We start from the raw sequence: 16,895 nt of genomic DNA on the forward strand, positions 1-16,895 counted from the left end.
TACCGCGCGAGTACTCCCGCACCGGCCGGGCCAAGTCGGCGACCGTCAGCCCGAGCCGCTCGCACAGCTCCGCGCGCCGCGACGTCGCGGCGCCCTGAAGGTCGCCGAGCAGTCGCAGTGTCTGAGCACCGGTCAGCTCCGGGTACAGGCGAAGTTCTCCCGGCAGGTAGCCCAGGCGCGGGGCCAGGCGCCGGTGGTCGGCGACCGGGTCCAGGCCCAGCAGCCGGATTCGTCCGGCGCTCGGCCGCAGCAAGCCCACCAGGCAGCGCATGGTGGTGGTCTTCCCGGCGCCGTTGGGGCCCAGGAAGCCGAAGATCTCGCCGCGCCGCACGGTGAGGTCGAGGTGGTCGACACCCGTCTTGCGGCCGTAGTACTTGCTCAGTCCGGCTAGCTCGATGGCCGGCCCCTCGCGCTCCATACCTGCCTCCACATCGCGGCCACTCCTGTGGCGGCTTCGTCTCGCGCACCAACTGCACCGCAATGAGCGAGGCGGTGGCAGGGACTCATGGGCCCTGTTCGGAAGGTCCGTCGGTCCCGAGGCACGGCAGTCGTCCCGCACCGGGGCTGAAGGTCCCGCCACAGCGGCCCCCTCGGCCCTTCGCCACCACGCGCCGGTCAGCCGATGGTGGAGATGACCACAACACAGGGAGAAGCACCGTGACCGAGCAGAATGAACCGCAGCACCGGATCGTCGTCGGCGTGGACGGATCCCCGTCCTCGATCGACGCGCTGCGCTGGGCCGTCGACCAGGCCCGCACCCGCGGCGTCGTCATCGAGGCGCTCACCGCCTGGCAGTACCCGGTGTCCACCGGCTGGACCGTGCCGATCCAGGCCGACGAGGACCTCGCCACCATGATGAGCAAGGTGCTCGACGACGCCATCGCGCAGGTGGCCGGCCCGGAATGCCCGGTCGCGATCCGGCCCCGGGTGCTGGAGGGCGGCACCGTGTCTTGCCTCCTGGACGCGGCTCGGGGCGCCGACCTCCTGGTCGTCGGCAGCCGAGGCCACGGCGGCTTCGTCGGCGCGCTGCTGGGTTCCGTCAGCGGGCACTGCGTGCAGCACGCGCCGTGCCCCGTCGTCGTCGTCCGCCACACGGCCGTCTGAACACCCGACCGCACGACCCCGCCCGTCCGGATTTGAGCCGGGCGCCACACCGCACCCACCACACCCGACCGATCGGCCCTGGGGCCGCCGGCACCACAGAAGGAGTGAGCCAACCATGCGACACCGCATCGTGGGAGAACTGATGACCACGGCCGTCGTGCACGTCCGGCCCGACACCGGCTTCAAGGAGATCGCCCGCCTGCTCGCCGAGCACGACATCACCTCGGTGCCCGTCCTGGACCACGAGGAGCGGCCGGTCGGCCTGGTCTCCGAAGCCGACCTGCTGCTCAACGAGGCCGCCCAGGAGGACCCCGCTGGGCTGCTGCTCACCCCGCAGCTGTCGCCCGGTGAGCACACCCGCAGTCAGGCCACCGCCGCCGAGGGCCTCATGACCAGCCCGGCGGTGTGCGGGCGGCCCGAGTGGACCGTGGTTGAGGCCGCCCGCCTGATGCAGCGCGAGCACCTCAAGCGCCTGCCCGTCGTCGACGAGGCCGGCCGCCTGGTCGGCATCGTCAGCCGCAGCGACCTGCTGCGCGTCTTCCTCCGCCAGGACCGGGCGATCCGCGAGGAGATCACGCACGAGATTCTCGACCGCACCCTGGGACTCGCCCCGGGTTGCGTCGACGTCCGGGTGAACGAGGGCCGGGTCACCCTTACCGGAACGGTCGAGCACCGCGCACTGGTGTCGGTCGTGGAGCGCCTGTGCCGGAGCGTGGACGGCGTCATCGACGTGACCAGCAGCCTGGACTTCCGCACGGACGACACCGCCGCCCTCCACCCGGTCCGCTGACCAGGTATGCACCACCCCATGCGTCCGGAACCCGGGTGCCCGCGTCGGCGGACACCGGGTTCCGGACGCACAGGGCGCATCACACTTGACCGAACCGACAGCCGCTCGAAGTCAGAGGTCGCGGATCAGGCGGCCACTGACCTGCCCCGGGACGATACGGAGCCACAGGTTCCGCACACCCCCGGCTGCCAGGCTGCTCCGCAGCATGCCCTTGCCGTGGAGGACGTCGGCCACTGTCATTACGGTGGTGTAGGCGAGCAGGCGGATCCGGTTCAGGTCGTCGACGAGTTCGCGGACGGTCGCCGGGTAGCCCCAACTCCAAAGGCGGTCCATGATCTCCGCCTCCAGTTCCCCCAGCCGTCGCACGCTCACTGCTTCCTCTCCTCGGCACTGATCTTCGGTGCTCATGGTAGACGGTGCGGTTCGCCCCTTGAAAGGTGGCCAGCCGGCGAACCGTCAGAGCAGACCAAAGCTGACCACCTACTGGCTTGACCTGGGAAGTTGCGGAAAGCGTGGCATGTGCTGGCTATTCGCCTTCGTCCAGGTCGGCGCGCCGCTGCCGACGCCGAGCAAGTGGTGGTCCAGTCAGTCGTAGGCCTCGCGCATCGGCACCCGCAGCCCAGGGAAGGGCAGGCCGGTGAGCAGCCCGGTCAGGCGGCCGGGACCCCTTCGGGGGCGCCGTGGTCGCATAGCCCTGTCGACGATGTCCCGATGAGTGTCTGCCCAGGCGAACGCCTCTGGTACTGCAACGGTGCTTGCTGTGACGAGGCTTCGGAAGCCGTTGCTCTATCGATCTTGGTGAGTGTGGGTTCGAGTGTGGATGCTCGGTTGGGTGATCTTCCGCCTGTCCGTGCATGAACACAGGGCCTCTGGTGCAGCGCGTGGTTGTCGAAGACGGTGAGCGCGTCAGGAGGCCCTGATGTCGAAGTTGTACGCCCTCGCTGTGATTGGCTCCAACTCGGCTGCACCTGAGTGTGATTGCCTCGCTCACCGGCTAAGGAACGCCGTGGACCGGCCGGACAGGCGACCGAGGTATCCGTCCGACATGAGCGAGGCGGAGTGGGTGGTCGTGCGTGATGTGATGGCGGTCCGGGATGGCTGGAGGGGCGACCAGGTCCGCTTCGTCGCAGCGGTCCGCGCAGAGTCTGCTCCACGGCGACGAGCAGTCGAGGCGGTAGCTGCAGGGTGCGGTCGAGCCGCCCCACGGCCTCCCGCACGGCGGCGACCATCACCCGTCCCTCCCGGGTCAACGACCACACCTCACGCCGTCGCCCGCCATCGGCGTAGCTGCCAACCGGGGCGCTGTAGTTCCGGAAACGGGTCACATATCCCGTGTCCGTCAGCCTCTCCACGCGGAAGATTTCAAGTCCAGTGAGACGGTCGTGGCGCTATGAGGTTTGTGGTGCGGGTTCTCTGCGCTTGGTGGGGTCGTTGATCCACGCTGTCTTCGGGATCTCGGGTGGTCCGGGGCGGCGGCCGAAAACGCCAGTACCGCATCACGCTCTTCGGTTGTCAGGGCGGAGGGCTGGACCTGCGGGGACCTGGGCCGGCGCGGGGGCGGCGGCTTCAGCCTGCGGTAGTGGGTGGCGCGGGAGCGGCCGGTCAGCCGGCACGCGGCCGTGGTGCCCAGCTCGTGTTCGACGGCGGTGAAGGCTTCGTCCACGACCGGGTCGGCGGCGTGCGTCAGTCCGCGCTCTCGGAGATCATTTCCAAGAGCGCCGATGCTTTTCCCAGGACCTCCAGCGCGGCCTTGTTCCGGGCGAGTTCCTTCTCCAGCCGTTCCACCTGGCGGCGCAGCTTCTCGTTCTCGACCTCGGCTGCGGACTTCTTCGGGCGGGCCGGGCTCGTGCGCCGGTCGACCAGGTTCTCCAGGGCCCCGGCGTCGCGCGCGGCCCGCCACTCGGTGACGTGCGAGTGGTAAAGGCGCTCGCGGCGCAGGACCGCACCCTTCTCGCCCTCGGGCGCGGCGTCGTACTCGGCGACGATCCGCAGCTTGTACTCGGGGCTGAACGTGCGGCGCTTCGGCTTGGGAGCCGGGTCGGCTGCGGACGGATTGGTGCTGGGAATCAGGGTGGAACTCCTACTCGGGCCCTCTCAGGCCAACCCGACAAAGCGGGATGTCTCACCCAAGGCTGACAGAGAGGGTTTCGCCGCGTGTCAGACTCTCGCGCCAGAAGGCGTGACTGCTGGAGCCGCGCGCATGCACCCGCACTCCAACGCGCAGGTATTCCGTCCCGGAGGCGACCACAGTTGTGCACCCGGCGTGAGCGTCCGGCGACTGTAGGCATGGGCTGCGTGAGAGCGGGGGTTGCCTGGCGAGTGCCGGGTAGGGCCGGTAGGCGGCCTGGGTGGCCCATGCTGCCGCGACGGTGGCGCATGCATGCTGGTTGTAGCGGCAGGATCGCGTTAATCGGCCGTTCGAGAGGCGGGCGCGGTGTGATGAGTACGGCAGACACGGCAGACACGGCGGGCCTGCGGGTGCTTGTGGTGGAGGACGATCCGGTGATCGCGGACTCGCTCGTGCGCGGGCTGCGGCAGGTCGGCTACGCGGCGGACCGTGTCGGCACCGGCCGAGCAGCCCTGGCGCAGTCTCCGCCCGACGCGGTGCTGCTCGATCTGGGACTGCCCGACATGGACGGCGTCGAGGTGTGCCGTCGGCTCAGGCAGCGCTCGGATACGGCGATCATCGCCGTCACGGCCCGAGGCGAGGAGGCCGACCGGGTCCTGGCCCTGGACGAAGGCGCCGACGACTACCTGGTCAAACCTTTCGGTCTCGCCGAGTTGCTTGCCCGCCTGCGTGCGGTCCTGCGCCGCACTCACCCGGCCGACCACGAGCCGGTCCGGCACGGTCCGCTCGTCATCGACACCCGCACCCGACGGGTCGCCGTCGAGGGCCGCGAAGTCGCCCTGACACCTAAGGAGTTCGACATTCTGGCCTGTCTCTCCGCCGACCCCGGGCGGGTGGTGACCCGCCAGCAGATCCTGGAGAGCGCCTGGGACGCCCACTGGTACGGGCCGACCAAGGTCGTCGACGTGCACGTCGCCGCGCTGCGCCGCAAGCTCGCGGTCCCGGGACTTATCGAGACGGCCTACGGGCGCGGGTTCCGGCTCGGCGAGGTCGCGTCACGGCCATGACCCGCCGGATCGCGCTGGCCCTGCTGACCCTGACGCTCGTCCTGCTGACGGCCGCGGCGGTGCCGCTCGGCCTGTCGATCACACAGCGTGAGCACGTGGCGTTCCGGGACAAGACGCAGGCCGCTGCCCGGGTGATCGCCTCCTCCGCCGAGGAGTATCTGTCGGACCACCTTCCCCCTGACGCGATGCAGGCGGACCTCGCCGCAGCTCAGCAGGCTGGCGACTGCGCAGCCGTCTACGACGCCGGCGGGCAACTGGTGGCCAGCACGCCCTGCACGGCCGCGCAGGGGCCGGAGGCCCGCGAGCTGGCCGCCGAGTCGCTCTCGGGCCGCGAGCCGGAGCCGCCCGAGGACGAGGGCCGCCTGATGGCGGCCGAACCGGTCGGGGACTTCCGCCAGCCGGGCGGCGCGGTCGTACTGGCAAGGTCCACCGCGCCGCTCGACACCCGGATCGCCGTCACGTGGGCATGGATCGCGCTGATCGGCGCAGGCGGCCTCGCCGCGTCGGCGCTGGTGTCGGTATGGCTGGCGCGGTGGGTGGGCCGGCCGCTGACGGCGCTGGACACCGCCGCGCAGCGGCTCGGTGAGGGCGAGCTGACGGAGCGGGCCGCCGTTGCGGGCGGGCCGCCGGAGGTGCGCAGGCTCGCGGCCACCTTCAACACCATGGCCGCCCGCACCGAAGCGCTGATCCACGGCCACCAGGCCGTCGTCGCCGACGTCTCCCACCAGTTGCGCACACCCCTGACGGCCCTGCGCCTGCGGCTGGACCTGCTCGCCGCCACCCCCGAAGGCTCTGCACCGGAGCTGCTGGCCTCGGCGCAGGAGGAGGTCGCGCGGCTCTCCCGACTGGTGGACGGCCTGCTGGCGGTCGCGCGAGCCGAGCAGGCGGTGCCACGGCCGGTAGCGGTCCGGGTGGACGAAGTGGTGCGGGACCGGGTGGCCGCCTGGGAGCCGGTGGCCCTGGAACACGGCATCCATCTCGGGTCGCGGTGCCGTGCGCCGGGGCCGGTCGCACTCGGCGCCGGCCACCTGGAGCAGGTGCTGGACAACCTGCTGGCCAACGCCCTGGACGCCGTCGCCGAGGGCGGCACGGTCACGATCGACAGCGACCCGGCCCAGGACACCGTACGAGTGCGGGTGGTTGACGACGGCCCCGGCATGAGTCCGGAGGCCAGGGCCGTCGCCTTTCACCGGTTCGGCAACCCGCAGGCCCGCGGCAGCGGGCTGGGCCTTGCCATCGTGCACCGGCTGGTCACCGCCAACGGGGGCACCGTCCGCCTGGAGGACACCCCCGGCGGAGGGCTGACCGCCGTCCTCGACCTGCCACGGTGGCGGGAGGGGCGCAACGCGCCGACGGGTGGGCCGACGGCCGCGCCCGGGACAAGGAGCTCGCCGTGATCCTTACCAGATCTGAGCAACTCGTGAGCAGGACCTGGAAGGGCGTGCGCGCATCGTGGTGAGTGGATTCACCACCCCCACCCGGACCACGAGGAGCGGTCACCATGGCCGACCCGCACACTGATTCCGAGCCCGGAGGCGGCTCTGTCCAGCGCCGCGAACACGGCATGCGCAGGGTCTCCAGCGTGACGCGGTGGACGGTCGCCGCGGCTGCCGCGGGCTCCGCCGCTCTCGGCCTTGCCTACACCCAGCTGCTTCCCGGGACTTCGGCCACGCCCGCCGCCGCCCCCGCAACCGGAGGCCTGCCTGCCTCCGACCCCGCCTGCACCCAGCCGGCCCCGGCCCCGACCGGCGCACCCACACCCGTCACACGCCGCGAGAGCGACGACGGGGACGAACGCGCGGCGGACGGTCAAGGCGAGCGCGCATCGGACGACAGCGAGCAGGGCACCGCCCAAGTACAGCCGACTGCCGCCACGTGCCCCAGCGGCACCACCGCGCCCGGCCTCACTCCGCCCCCTCAGCCGCCCGCCCCGGCCCAGCAGGCACCGCAGACCCGGACCGGCGCCTCATGACGCACCACGACATCCCCGCGGCGGCCGTCTCGTTCCCGGCGCTCGGCACCACCGCCACCCTGCTGACCACCGAACACCGCGCACTGACCGAAGCCGAAACGATCCTGCTCTACGAGCTGGCCGCCATCGACGACACCTGCAGCCGATTTCGCCCGGACTCCGAACTGAGCCGGATCAACGCCCTCGCCGGCACCCCCGTCACAGTGAGCGCCCTGTTCGCGCAGGCTCTCACCGTCGCCCTGCGCGCCGCCGAACTGACCGACGGGGCCGTGGACCCCACCGTCGGGCGGGCCGTCCTCGCCATCGGCTACGACCGGACGTTCGCCGCGCTACGGCCCGAGGACGCCACGCCCCTGCCCGTCGCCCGCCCGGCCACCGGCTGGCGCGAGGTCACCTGGGACCCGCAGGCTCGGAAACTGCTGCTCCCGCGCGGGACGACGCTGGACCTGGGTGCCACCGCCAAGGCCCTGGCCGCGGACCGCGCCGCCGAACGCGCGGCCCGCGCCACCGGCAGCGGCGTGCTGGTCAACCTCGGCGGCGACCTCGCCACCGCCGGACCCGCACCGAACGGGGGCTGGGCTGTCGGAGTCTGCGACGACCACGCCTCCACCGAGCCCGGCCCGGTCGTCACCGTCACCTCCGGCGCCCTGGCCACCTCCGGCACCGGCGTGCGGACCTGGCGGCGAGCGGGCCGCACCATGCACCACATCGTCGACCCCGCCACCGGCCGCTCCACCCCGCCCCACTGGCGCACCGCCACCGTCGCCGCGGCCACCTGCGTGGACGCCAACACCGCCAGCACCGCCGCGATCGTGTTCGGCCCGGCGGCCGCGAAATGGCTGGCCGGGACCGGACTGCCCGCCCGGCTGGTCCACATCGACGGCACCGAAACCCGCCTCGGCGACTGGCCCCACACCACGACGGGAGGCCACCGGTGAACACCACCACCCTGGCGGCCAGCCCGCTCTGGTACGCCACCCGCGCCGGCGGCACGGTCGCCCTGCTGCTGCTCACCGCGACCGTCGTCCTCGGCATCGCGGTAGGAGGCAAGGGCGCACCGCGCCGGATCGGCCGCTTCGAGGTCGGACTGCTGCACCGCAACCTGGCCGTGCTCACCCTGGCGTTCCTGGCCCTGCACATCGCCACCGCCGTCCTCGACCCCTTCGTCCACCTGGACTGGGCCGCCGCAGTCGTCCCGTTCGGCGCGTCCTACCGACCGCTCTGGCTGGGCCTGGGCACCGCCGCCTTCGACCTGCTGCTCGCCATCCTGGCCACCAGCGCCCTGCGGCTACGTCTGGGCCGCGGCCGCTGGAAGGCGGTGCACTGGCTCGCATACGCCGCCTGGCCGCTCGCCCTCCTCCACGCCGCCGGCACCGGAAGCGACACCCGCCTACCGCTCCAGCTGTGGCTGTACGCCGGCTGCCTGGCCACCGTCGTCGTGGCCGTGTGGTGGCGGCTGTACCGGGCCGGGCCCGGCCGTACCGTCCCCCGGCTGACCGCCGCCCTCGCGGCTGCGGTCGTGCCCGTCCTGGTCACCGCGTTCCTGGCCACCGGACCGCTGCAGCCCGGCTGGTCCCACCGCGCCGCCGCCCTGTCCCTGACCGTCCTGGGAGGCATCCGATGAACCAGGCACCTTCCCGCACGCTCCGGCAGGCGACCGGCACAGCCAGGCTCCTCGACGCCTGGCACACCACCGGCCGCCCGGCGGACCTCGCCGCCCACCTGGAACGCCACGGTGCGGCGCCCCGCCCGGGTGCCGCGCTGATCGCGGCCGTCGAGGAGGCCGGGCTAACCGGACGGGGCGGAGCCGGGTTCCCGACCGGCCGCAAGATGCGCGTCGTCGCCGCCCAGCGCCGCCGTGCTGTCTTCGTCGCCAACGGCATGGAGAGCGAACCGGCCAGCCGCAAGGACCAGACCCTCCTGGCCGTCGCCCCGCACCTCGTCCTGGACGGGGCGGTACTCGCTGCCCAGGCCGTCGGCGCCGACCGCGTCCACTTGTGCGTGCCGCGCACCCGCACCCGCCAACTGCGCGAGCTGGCCGCCGCGATCGACGAACGCCGCGCGGCCGGCCTCGACAGTGTCCCGGTCGTCCTCCAGGAGCTGCCGCACGGCTACGTGACCAGCGAGTCCACCGCACTGGTCCACTGGCTGAACGGTGGCCCGGCCCGTCCGCTCGGCGCCCCGCCCCGCACCCACGAAAGGGGCGTGCACGGGCGGCCCACCCTGGTCCAGAACGTCGAGACCCTCGCTCACCTCGCCCTCATCGCCCGCCACGGACCCCACTGGTTCCGCCAGGCCGGCACCGCCGACACCCCGGGCACCGTCCTGGTCAGCCTCGGCGGGGCCGTCCGCGACCCCGGTGTCCTCGAAGCCGAGGCCGGCACCACGATCGGTGTGCTCCTCGAGCAGGCCGGCGGCCCCACCGAACCACTCCAGGCCGTCCTTGTCGGCGGCTACGCCGGCACCTGGCTGCCCGCCGACCGGGCACTCGCCCTGCCCTTCACCCGCTCCGGCCTCGCACCCGCCGAAGCCGCGCCCGGAGCAGGCGTCATCACCGTCCTGCCCCGGGACACCTGCCCCCTGACCGAGACCGCCCGCATGCTCACCTACCTGGCCGCGAGCGGAGCCCAGCAGTGCGGACCCTGCCGCTTCGGCCTGCCTTCCGTCGCCGCCGATTTCACCGCCCTCGCCGATGGCCACGCCGGCCCCGACCAGGTGGAACGGCTGCGTCACCGCGTCGGCCTGCTGCCAGGCCGGGGCGCCTGCCGCCACCCCGACGGCGCCGCCCGCCTGGCTGCCGGCGCCCTGACCGCTTTCGCCGACGACGTCGAGCACCACCTCCACCGCGGCCCCTGCCGCCGCCCGGCGGTCCTGCCCGCGCCACCCACCGCCCGGATCAGGGAATGGCGATGACCCCCGCCCGCGCCCTGCTGCGGGTCGACCGCATCGCCTGCACCGGCCACGGCCAGTGCGCCGAGCTGCTGCCCGAACTCATCACCCTCGACGAATGGGGCTACCCCGTCCTCCATGACACCGCCGTCCCACCCGATCTCCACGCCCACGCCCGGCGCGCCGTCCGAGCCTGCCCCCGACTCGCCCTCCACACCGACCGGGCCCAGACCTGACCCCAGTGCCACGTGCCGCCTCGGTCACCGCCGCCCGACCGCTGCAGGCCGCCCTGGCCTCCGCCGCGAGCTTCCTGATCGGGGGACTCCTCCCCTTCCTCGGCCTCCTCGCCGGCACCACCACCGCCCGGCTGTGGCTGATCGTCGCCGTCACTCTCCTCGGCCTCGCGGTTGCAGGCGTCCTGGCTGCCCGCGCCGCCGGGACCGGCGTCCTGCGCCCGACCCTGCGCGTCGTCCTCGGAGGCGGGCCGGCCATGGCCATCACCGCCGCGGTCGGGCAGATCGCCAACGTCTCCGGCGTCTGACCGGAGCGGTGGACGAGGTCCCACCGGCTGAGCGTCCGGGCGACGCGACCCGGTCGGGCTGCCGTGTTGCCACCTCGGCACCGCATCCGGCTCGCCTATTCGCCCGTGAGGTCGCGCCGTTCGAAGGCGGCGACGCCGGCCGCCATCAGGGCGAGGCCGACCCCGGTCATGACCACGGCGGAGACCGGGGCGAAGGGCTGAGCGGGGACGGCGGCGAGGTGGTGGAACGGGGAGGCGTCCAGGACCCGGTCCGGCCAGTCCAGTGCGGGCCCGATCAGTTGGACGAGGTACGCGGTCACCGAGACGGTGACCGAGGCGGTGACGGTCAGGCGAGGCCGTGTGCCGTACAGGAGGACGGCCACGCCGGCGAGGAGGACGACGGCGGGCAGGGTGTTGAGGACCGATCCGAGCGTGTCGGTGATGCCTACGCCCGCCGCGCCGATCGCGGTTCCGGTCCACAGTGCCAGTGAGGTGGTCACGGCGATCAGCATGGTTGCGGCCACGGTCAGCAGGAGGTGGCCGGTGAGCCAGCGGCGGCGGGGGACCGGGCGGGCGAGGGTGTTGTCGAGGCGTCCGGCGGCCTCCTCCGTACGGGCGGCGCCGACCCGCCAGCACGCGTACAGGGCCAGGAGCAGGCCGATCAGTGCGGCCATGATGCCGAGGTATGCCTTCGTGGCCTGCGCCGCGTCCCAGCCGAGTGATTGGAGCACCTTGCGGTAGGCCGGATCGCTCGCGATGAGATCGGTGACCGTCTTGAGCGTCGAGCCGATCACGAACGCGTAGGCCGCGACACCGATCACCCAGCCGACCAGCACACCCCGGGTGCTGCGCCAGGCCAACGCGGCCGGACCGCCCAGCAGCCGGGCCCGGGCCTTCCTGCGGTCCGGCTCGGCCAGCAACGCCCCGCCGGTGTCGCGAGCCCGGCGCAGCCGGACAGCCACCGCACCCAGCAGCACGGGCACCACCACCAGCGCCGCCAGGGCCTGCCACCTGGGGGCCGCGTAGGGGTGCAGGTCATCCATCCATCCGAACGGAGTGAGCCAGCGCGCCCAGGCGTGCGAGTCGCTGCTGTTGGCGAGCATCCGCACCAGGAACATCAGCCCGAACACCGCCGCTGCCGCACCGGTCGCCCGCCGCCGGACCTCGAACACCTGAGCGGTGATCGCGGCGACGCCCGCGAAGGTGGCCGCGAACCCCGCGACGGCGAGCCCGAACAGGACAGATCCGCCCGCACCCGTGCCCGCCGTCGCCAGGACCACCGCGACCGCTGCGCCGACCACGGAGATGGCGCACCCGAGGACCACAAGCTCCACCACGACGGCCCGGCCGGCCGGCAACGGGCTCGCCAGGACGAGTTCGGCCCGTCCGGACTCCTCCTCGCCGCGCAGCAGCCGCCCGGTGGTGAGCAGCGCCCAGATCCCCATGACGGACACCAGGACCCAGCCGCCGTCCCAGGCCACGAAGCCGCCCGGGGTGTCGATGGCGTGCGGGATGCCCTGGAGCATCCGCAACGCGGGATTGTCCTGGAGCGTGGCCAGCCTGGCCCGGGAGGCGGCGTCGGGGTAGGTGCCGAGGTAGGAGAAGACCTCGACCGCCGTGTAGGCCGCGACCGCCAGGGCCAGCAGGCCCGTGCCCCGCCGGACCAGCCGGGTCGAGAGCAGCGCGAGCGCAACCTCCGGACGCCGTCCGCGCCCGGACGGAACGCCGGGCCCGGCCGCGGGGGACACGGCCGCGGTTCCGGTCACTGCGCCGTGCCTCCTTCGCCGCCGTCCGCCTTCGCGGGCCTGGAGCCGTGAGCGGCGGCGACCGCTTCGCGCTGGGCGGGGGTCGCCTCGTAGTAGGTCAGGAAGATCTCCTCCAAGGTCGGCTCGCGGCTGCGCAGACGCAGCAGCCCCGCGCCGGCGAGCCGGGCCAGTGCGTCCGCCGGCGGCCCGGTCACCGACACCCGCACGCCACCGTCGATCGGCTCCACGGCGGTCACGCCCGGCAGGCCGGCGAGTTCGGGCGCGGGGCCGTCCAGGACGGCTTCGAAGACCGTGCTGCCGAGGCGGCGCAGGTCGGCCAGGGCCGCGATCTCGACCAGCCTGCCCTCGCGCAGGATCGCCACGCGATGGCAGAGGTCCTCGACCTCGTCCAGGATGTGCGACGACAGGAAGACCGTCTGTCCCCGCGCGGCGGCCTCGCGGGCCAGGGCCTGGAACTCGGCCTCCATCAGCGGGTCGAGGCCGGCCGTCGGCTCGTCCAGCAGCAGGACGTCCGGCCGGGTCATGAACGCCGCGACCAGCGCGATCTTCTGCCGGTTGCCCTTGGAGTACGAGCGTGCCCGCAGGCTCGGATCGAGTCGCAGCCGCTCGACGAGCTCGTCCCGGAACGCGAGGTCGACGGCACCGGACAGGTTGCCCAGGTAGGTGAGGATCTCCAGGCCGGTCAGCTGGGGCCACAGCGAGACGTCACCAGGTACGTAGGAGAGGTGGCCGTGGGCCCGCTCCACGTCGGCCACCGGGACACCCATGATCCACGCGGAGCCGGCGGAAGGCCGGATGAGATGGAGCAGCAGCCGGATCGTGGTCGACTTCCCCGCCCCGTTGGGCCCCAGGAAACCGAAGATCTCCCCCTGCTCCACCGACAGGCCCAGACCTTCCAGGGCAACCACCCGGCCGAAGCGCTTGCTCAGCCCCTCGGTACGTATCGCCGCGGTCCCCATCCCGCACCTCCACAGCTCGGCGGGTCCCTTTCCACGCTACGGCCGCCGCAGGGTTCGAGCAGGCGCCGATGGACATTTCGATGGGCGGCCGTCCGGTTCCGGACGCAGGTGCCGGCTGCCGCGCCGTCAGGGTGGAGAACCTGCGTCCGGCCTCGGTGTTCCGCTCGAACGGACCGCTACGGGGCGTGGTGTGGGCCGATGGGCCCTGTCCGGGACAGCCTTCCTGTGGTGAGGTGGGAGTCCGGGCCGCCTCTGCGACTGTTGTGTGCGGCACCGGGTTGGAGGGTCTTGTCGTGGCTCGCACAGAGGCCCCGGCGGCCGGCCGTGGCGAGAGCCGGTCGGCGCGAGCGCGTCTCCGCCGGTGGCTGGAGCCTGTTCTGCTGGTGGCAACCGCCGCGGCGCTGGCGGCCGGCGGAATCGCCTGGCTCGCCGGCAGCCAGACCGCAGCCGACCTGTGCTGGGCGGTCGGCACCGTGCTGGCCATCGTTCCGGCCGTGGCCTGGGTCGTGGTCGCGCTGCGCAAGAGGCGGGCCGGCGTCGACCTGATCGCGGTCCTGGCCCTGGTCGGGACCCTTGCGGTGGGCGAGTACCTGGCGGGCGCCCTGATCGCCCTGATGCTCGCCACCGGACGCGCTCTGGACGCCGCCGCCGAACGCCGTGCCTCCCACGACCTGCGCGCACTCCTGGAACACGCACCGCGCTCCGCCCGCCGCCGCAGGGACGGCGAGGTGGCCGTCGTCCCGCTGGCCGAAGTCGCCGTCGGCGACGTGCTCGTCGTCGGGCCCGGCGACGTGGTCCCGGTGGACGGCCGGATCACCGACGGCCCCGCCGTCCTCGACGAGGCCGTTCTGACCGGCGAGTCCGAACAGGTGGAACGCGGCAACGAGGACCTCGTGCGCAGCGGCGTCGTCAACGCCGGCGGAGTCTTCGAGATCACGGCGACGGCCACCGCCGAGGACAGCACCTACGCGGAGATCGTCCGCCTCGCCGAACAGGCCGGCGCGCAGCGGGCACCCACCGTACGCCTCGCCGAGCGCTACGCCGCCTGGTTCCTGCCCTTGTCCCTCGCGCTCGCCGCCCTGGCCTGGCTGCTCAGCGGCTCCGCCACACGGGCCGTGGCCGTCCTGGTGGTGGCCACCCCGTGCCCCCTGCTGCTGGCCGCACCGGTCGCCATCGTCTCCGGGCTGTCGCGCGCCGCACGGCAGGGTGTCATCGTCCGCGACGGCGTGGCCCTGGAGAACCTGGGCCGGGCCCGCACCCTGGTGATCGACAAGACCGGCACCCTCACCGCCGGCCGCCCCCGCGTCCTCGAAGTCGCCGCCGCCCCCGACCACACCCCGGCCGAGGTGCTGCGCCTGGCAGCCTCACTCGACCAGGTGTCCACCCACGTCCTGGCCCAGGCCATCGTCCACGAGGCGCGCACCCGCGAACTCCCCCTCTCCCTCCCGCAGGACAGCACCGAGGAGCCCGGACGAGGCCCGGCCGGAATCGTCGACGGCCACCGGCTCACCGTCGGCAAGACGGACCTCGGGCCGGCAGCCCTTCCCGACTGGGCGCGGGCAGTCGACAACCGCGCGATCCTGGACGGCGCCGCGATCGCCTGGCTCACCGTCGACGGCACCCTCGCCGGGGCCGTCCTGCTGCGCGACCCGCTGCGGCTCGACGCCCCGCACACCGTGCAACGGCTGCGCGGAGCCGGACTGACCCGGCTGGTCATGCTCACCGGCGACCGCCCGGAGCCCGCCCGCGAGGTCGGGGCCGTCCTGGGGCTGGACGAGGTCCGCTCCGGACAGTCGCCCGCCGACAAGGTCGCCGCGGTCCGCGCCGAATCCGCCCGCGCGGTCACCCTCATGGTCGGCGACGGCGTCAACGACGCCCCCGCCCTGGCCGCCGCCGACATCGGCGCAGCGATGGGCGCCCGCGGCTCCAGCGCCTCCTCCGAAGCCGCCGACATCGTCCTCACTACCGACCGTGTCGACCGCCTCTCCGACGCGATGGAGATCGCCGTCCGCGCCCGCCGCATCGCCGTCCAGAGCGCCGCGGGGGGCATGGCCCTGTCGCTGCTCGCGATGGTCGCCGCCCTGTTCGGCCTGCTGCCCCCGGCCGCCGGCGCCCTGCTCCAGGAGGCCATCGACGTCGTCGTCATCCTCAACGCCCTGCGCGCCCTGCTTCCCGCCCGCGGCACCCGGCCCCCGCTCGAACCCGACACCGAAGACCTCATCCACCGCTTCGCCGCCGAACACGACGACCTGCGCGACACCCTCGACGTCATCCGCGAAGCGGCCGGGCTGCTCACCACCGAACACGGCCCACGCGCCCTCGCCGCCGTCCGGGAGATCGACCGCCTCCTCACCGAGCGAGTCCTCCCGCACGAACACGCCGAGGAACACCAGCTCTACCCCGCCCTGACCCGCCGCCTCGGCGGCCCCGAAGCCACCGAGACCATGAGCCGCGCCCACACCGAGATCGACCGTCTCGCCCGCCGCATCACCACCCACCTCCACCTCGCCGACGAGCAGGGCTCCCTGCGGCCCGAACAGACCGACGACCTCACCGCCTGCCTCTACGGGCTCCACGCCGTCCTGCGCCTGCACTTCCAGCAGGAAGAGGAGAGCTACTTCTCCCTCGTCCCCTGAACACCGTCCGCCGAGACCGGAGGCCACCCGGCGGGGCAACTCTCCCGTGGACCGGTGGCAAAGTGCCGTCGCCCTGCCACCACCGCTGCTCGTGTCCGCTGGGCGAGGACGAGGACCGCAGGCGGGGCGATCCCTCGCGGCCGGCTGCCCGGTACCGCAGGGAGGACGAACGGGTGAAGTCCGCGCCCCCTGGATCACGGCTGGGCCCGACACCCTGCCCGCGCAGAAGGCGCAACCGTTGTTGAGGGGCCCGCCGCCAGCGTGCCGAGGCGGTGGCCGCCCTTCGGCGTAGCCCGGGCCACGGGCGCTCTGCGGCGCGCGCCGACCGGGTCGGCCGTCCCGTCTCCTACGCCCTGCTGGTGTCGCTGGCGACACCAGAGGTCGAGACCGACCTCTACACGCCCACGGCCGTAAAGCTCGACGTGCCGATCCCGGCCGACCTCGCCGCCCGAGTCGAGACGTCGCACGGAGTGCCGGTCCGACTGCCGGTCAGCTGGTAGCTGGCATCGGGCAGGCAGCGGCCGTCGCGCACGACGCCCCCGGCCAGGACGGCGATGGCGATGAGCAGGGCGGCGGGTCCGGATACGGTGGTGAGGAGGGCGGCGGTGGCGCCGCCTGCGGCGATGGTTGCCGTGGTTCTGACGGTGACAGTGGTGCGGCGGGCGAGGGCTGCGTAGAGGGTGCGGCCGAGGGTCTGGCCGAGGCCGCCGAGCCTGAGCGCCCAGGCCGCGGTTGTCGGGCTGCCGCCGCGTTCGGTGAGGAGGGGGACGATGGTGAAGACGACGGCGTACATCGCGAACCAGGAGAGCGTGAACGCCGTGGCGAGCATGATGAACGGCCGACTCCGGGCGGTGGAGTCTTCCCCGGTTGCCGCACTGCCGGCGGCTCGGGGCGGCGGCGGCCAGGGGTGGCGCAGGGCGACGGCGTGGAGCGGGAGCGCCGTGACCGCGAGGATCGCGGCGAGTGCCAGATAGGTGCCGCGCCGGCTGAGGTGCTCGGCGAGGGCCGCGGTGATGGGTGCGAAGACGGTACTGGCGAGCCCGCCTGCGAGTGTGAGGGTGGTCAACGCCCGGACGTGGTCGGGTTGGTGTCAGCGGGTAACAGGCTGGTGCGCGATTGCCCGG

At 73.3% G+C, this 16,895-nt stretch carries 14 protein-coding genes and 2 pseudogenes; 11 read left to right on the forward strand and 5 right to left on the reverse strand.

What is annotated here, in order from left to right; all coding sequences use genetic code 11:
* Positions 1 to 418: ATP-binding cassette domain-containing protein (locus ACFWIS_RS29610; RefSeq protein ID WP_380524046.1), on the reverse strand; the 418-nt coding region annotated here is incomplete at its 3' end.
* Positions 419 to 657: 239 nt separating this feature from the next.
* Between ACFWIS_RS29610 and ACFWIS_RS29615 the strand changes: the two genes are divergently transcribed.
* A complete protein-coding gene (locus ACFWIS_RS29615) occupies positions 658 to 1,104 on the forward strand; it encodes a universal stress protein (protein WP_380457269.1) in 447 nt (148 codons plus the stop codon).
* Positions 1,105 to 1,219: 115 nt separating this feature from the next.
* Complete coding sequence (locus tag ACFWIS_RS29620; protein ID WP_380457271.1) at positions 1,220 to 1,894, forward strand: CBS domain-containing protein; 675 nt, start codon at positions 1,220 to 1,222, stop codon at positions 1,892 to 1,894.
* A 201-nt stretch (positions 1,895 to 2,095) separates the two neighbouring features.
* On the opposite strand, the pseudogene ACFWIS_RS29625 reads toward ACFWIS_RS29620, so the two are convergent.
* Positions 2,096 to 2,260, reverse strand: a pseudogene (locus tag ACFWIS_RS29625) (BlaI/MecI/CopY family transcriptional regulator); the annotation flags it as partial.
* Positions 2,261 to 3,527: 1,267 nt separating this feature from the next.
* Between ACFWIS_RS29625 and ACFWIS_RS29630 the strand changes: the two are divergent.
* The 8 genes from ACFWIS_RS29630 (at position 3,528) to ACFWIS_RS29665 (ending at position 10,431) form a co-directional block, all read left to right on the forward strand.
* Positions 3,528 to 3,815: a hypothetical protein gene (locus tag ACFWIS_RS29630; RefSeq protein WP_380457273.1), complete on the forward strand. Its 288-nt coding sequence runs from the start codon at positions 3,528 to 3,530 to the stop codon at positions 3,813 to 3,815.
* Between the two features lie 518 nt (positions 3,816 to 4,333).
* Positions 4,334 to 5,029: a response regulator transcription factor gene (locus ACFWIS_RS29635; protein ID WP_380457275.1), complete on the forward strand. Its 696-nt coding sequence runs from the start codon at positions 4,334 to 4,336 to the stop codon at positions 5,027 to 5,029.
* The gene (locus ACFWIS_RS29640; RefSeq protein ID WP_380457277.1) at positions 5,026 to 6,426 is read left to right on the forward strand and encodes a sensor histidine kinase; all 1,401 of its coding nucleotides are present in this window, start codon (positions 5,026 to 5,028) and stop codon (positions 6,424 to 6,426) included. Before ACFWIS_RS29635 ends, ACFWIS_RS29640 begins: the two co-directional genes overlap by 4 nt.
* A 571-nt stretch (positions 6,427 to 6,997) precedes the next feature.
* Positions 6,998 to 7,939 (forward strand): FAD:protein FMN transferase, encoded by a 942-nt coding sequence (locus ACFWIS_RS29645; RefSeq protein WP_380457278.1) that lies wholly within the window; start codon positions 6,998 to 7,000, stop codon positions 7,937 to 7,939.
* Positions 7,936 to 8,625, forward strand: a complete 690-nt coding sequence (locus ACFWIS_RS29650; protein WP_380457280.1) for a ferric reductase-like transmembrane domain-containing protein — start codon at positions 7,936 to 7,938, stop codon at positions 8,623 to 8,625. Before ACFWIS_RS29645 ends, ACFWIS_RS29650 begins: the two co-directional genes overlap by 4 nt.
* Positions 8,622 to 9,914 (forward strand): NADH-ubiquinone oxidoreductase-F iron-sulfur binding region domain-containing protein, encoded by a 1,293-nt coding sequence (locus ACFWIS_RS29655; RefSeq protein ID WP_380457282.1) that lies wholly within the window; start codon positions 8,622 to 8,624, stop codon positions 9,912 to 9,914. Before ACFWIS_RS29650 ends, ACFWIS_RS29655 begins: the two co-directional genes overlap by 4 nt.
* Positions 9,911 to 10,126, forward strand: a complete 216-nt coding sequence (locus ACFWIS_RS29660) for a ferredoxin (RefSeq protein ID WP_380457284.1) — start codon at positions 9,911 to 9,913, stop codon at positions 10,124 to 10,126. The genes ACFWIS_RS29655 and ACFWIS_RS29660 overlap by 4 nt, the downstream gene beginning before the upstream one ends.
* 5 nt (positions 10,127 to 10,131) lie before the next feature.
* Complete coding sequence (locus ACFWIS_RS29665) at positions 10,132 to 10,431, forward strand: VIT1/CCC1 transporter family protein (protein WP_380457286.1); 300 nt, start codon at positions 10,132 to 10,134, stop codon at positions 10,429 to 10,431.
* Between the two features lie 95 nt (positions 10,432 to 10,526).
* On the opposite strand, the gene ACFWIS_RS29670 is transcribed toward ACFWIS_RS29665, so the two are convergent.
* Together ACFWIS_RS29670 and ACFWIS_RS29675 are read right to left on the reverse strand one after the other, a co-directional pair.
* On the reverse strand, positions 10,527 to 12,176 hold the full coding sequence (locus ACFWIS_RS29670) for an ABC transporter permease (RefSeq protein ID WP_380457288.1): 1,650 nt from the start codon (positions 12,174 to 12,176) through the stop codon (positions 10,527 to 10,529).
* Positions 12,173 to 13,135: an ATP-binding cassette domain-containing protein gene (locus ACFWIS_RS29675; RefSeq protein ID WP_380457289.1), complete on the reverse strand. Its 963-nt coding sequence runs from the start codon at positions 13,133 to 13,135 to the stop codon at positions 12,173 to 12,175. The genes ACFWIS_RS29670 and ACFWIS_RS29675 overlap by 4 nt, the downstream gene beginning before the upstream one ends.
* 365 nt (positions 13,136 to 13,500) lie before the next feature.
* Here ACFWIS_RS29675 and ACFWIS_RS29680 point away from each other — a divergent pair, with 365 nt between their 5' ends.
* Positions 13,501 to 15,771 (forward strand): heavy metal translocating P-type ATPase, encoded by a 2,271-nt coding sequence (locus ACFWIS_RS29680; RefSeq protein WP_380457349.1) that lies wholly within the window; start codon positions 13,501 to 13,503, stop codon positions 15,769 to 15,771.
* 532 nt (positions 15,772 to 16,303) lie between these two features.
* Here ACFWIS_RS29680 and ACFWIS_RS29685 read toward each other — a convergent pair.
* A pseudogene (locus ACFWIS_RS29685) lies at positions 16,304 to 16,855 on the reverse strand (MFS transporter); the annotation flags it as partial.
* Positions 16,856 to 16,895 lie beyond the last annotated feature (40 nt).

This window comes from Kitasatospora sp. NPDC127060 (assembly GCF_042724935.1).
In the GTDB taxonomy this organism is placed as follows: Bacteria; Actinomycetota; Actinomycetes; order Streptomycetales; family Streptomycetaceae; genus Kitasatospora.

Bases quoted from the DNA above. Each gene is read 5' to 3' on its own strand.
- ACFWIS_RS29620 (WP_380457271.1), top strand. From the start codon at position 1,220: ATGCGACACCGCATCGTGGGAGAACTGATGACCACGGCCGTCGTGCAC.
- ACFWIS_RS29635 (WP_380457275.1), top strand. From the start codon at position 4,334: ATGAGTACGGCAGACACGGCAGACACGGCGGGCCTGCGGGTGCTTGTG.
- ACFWIS_RS29640 (WP_380457277.1), top strand. From the start codon at position 5,026: ATGACCCGCCGGATCGCGCTGGCCCTGCTGACCCTGACGCTCGTCCTG.
- ACFWIS_RS29645 (WP_380457278.1), top strand. From the start codon at position 6,998: ATGACGCACCACGACATCCCCGCGGCGGCCGTCTCGTTCCCGGCGCTC.
- ACFWIS_RS29655 (WP_380457282.1), top strand. From the start codon at position 8,622: ATGAACCAGGCACCTTCCCGCACGCTCCGGCAGGCGACCGGCACAGCC.
- ACFWIS_RS29660 (WP_380457284.1), top strand. From the start codon at position 9,911: ATGACCCCCGCCCGCGCCCTGCTGCGGGTCGACCGCATCGCCTGCACC.
- ACFWIS_RS29675 (WP_380457289.1), bottom strand. From the start codon at position 13,135: ATGGGGACCGCGGCGATACGTACCGAGGGGCTGAGCAAGCGCTTCGGC.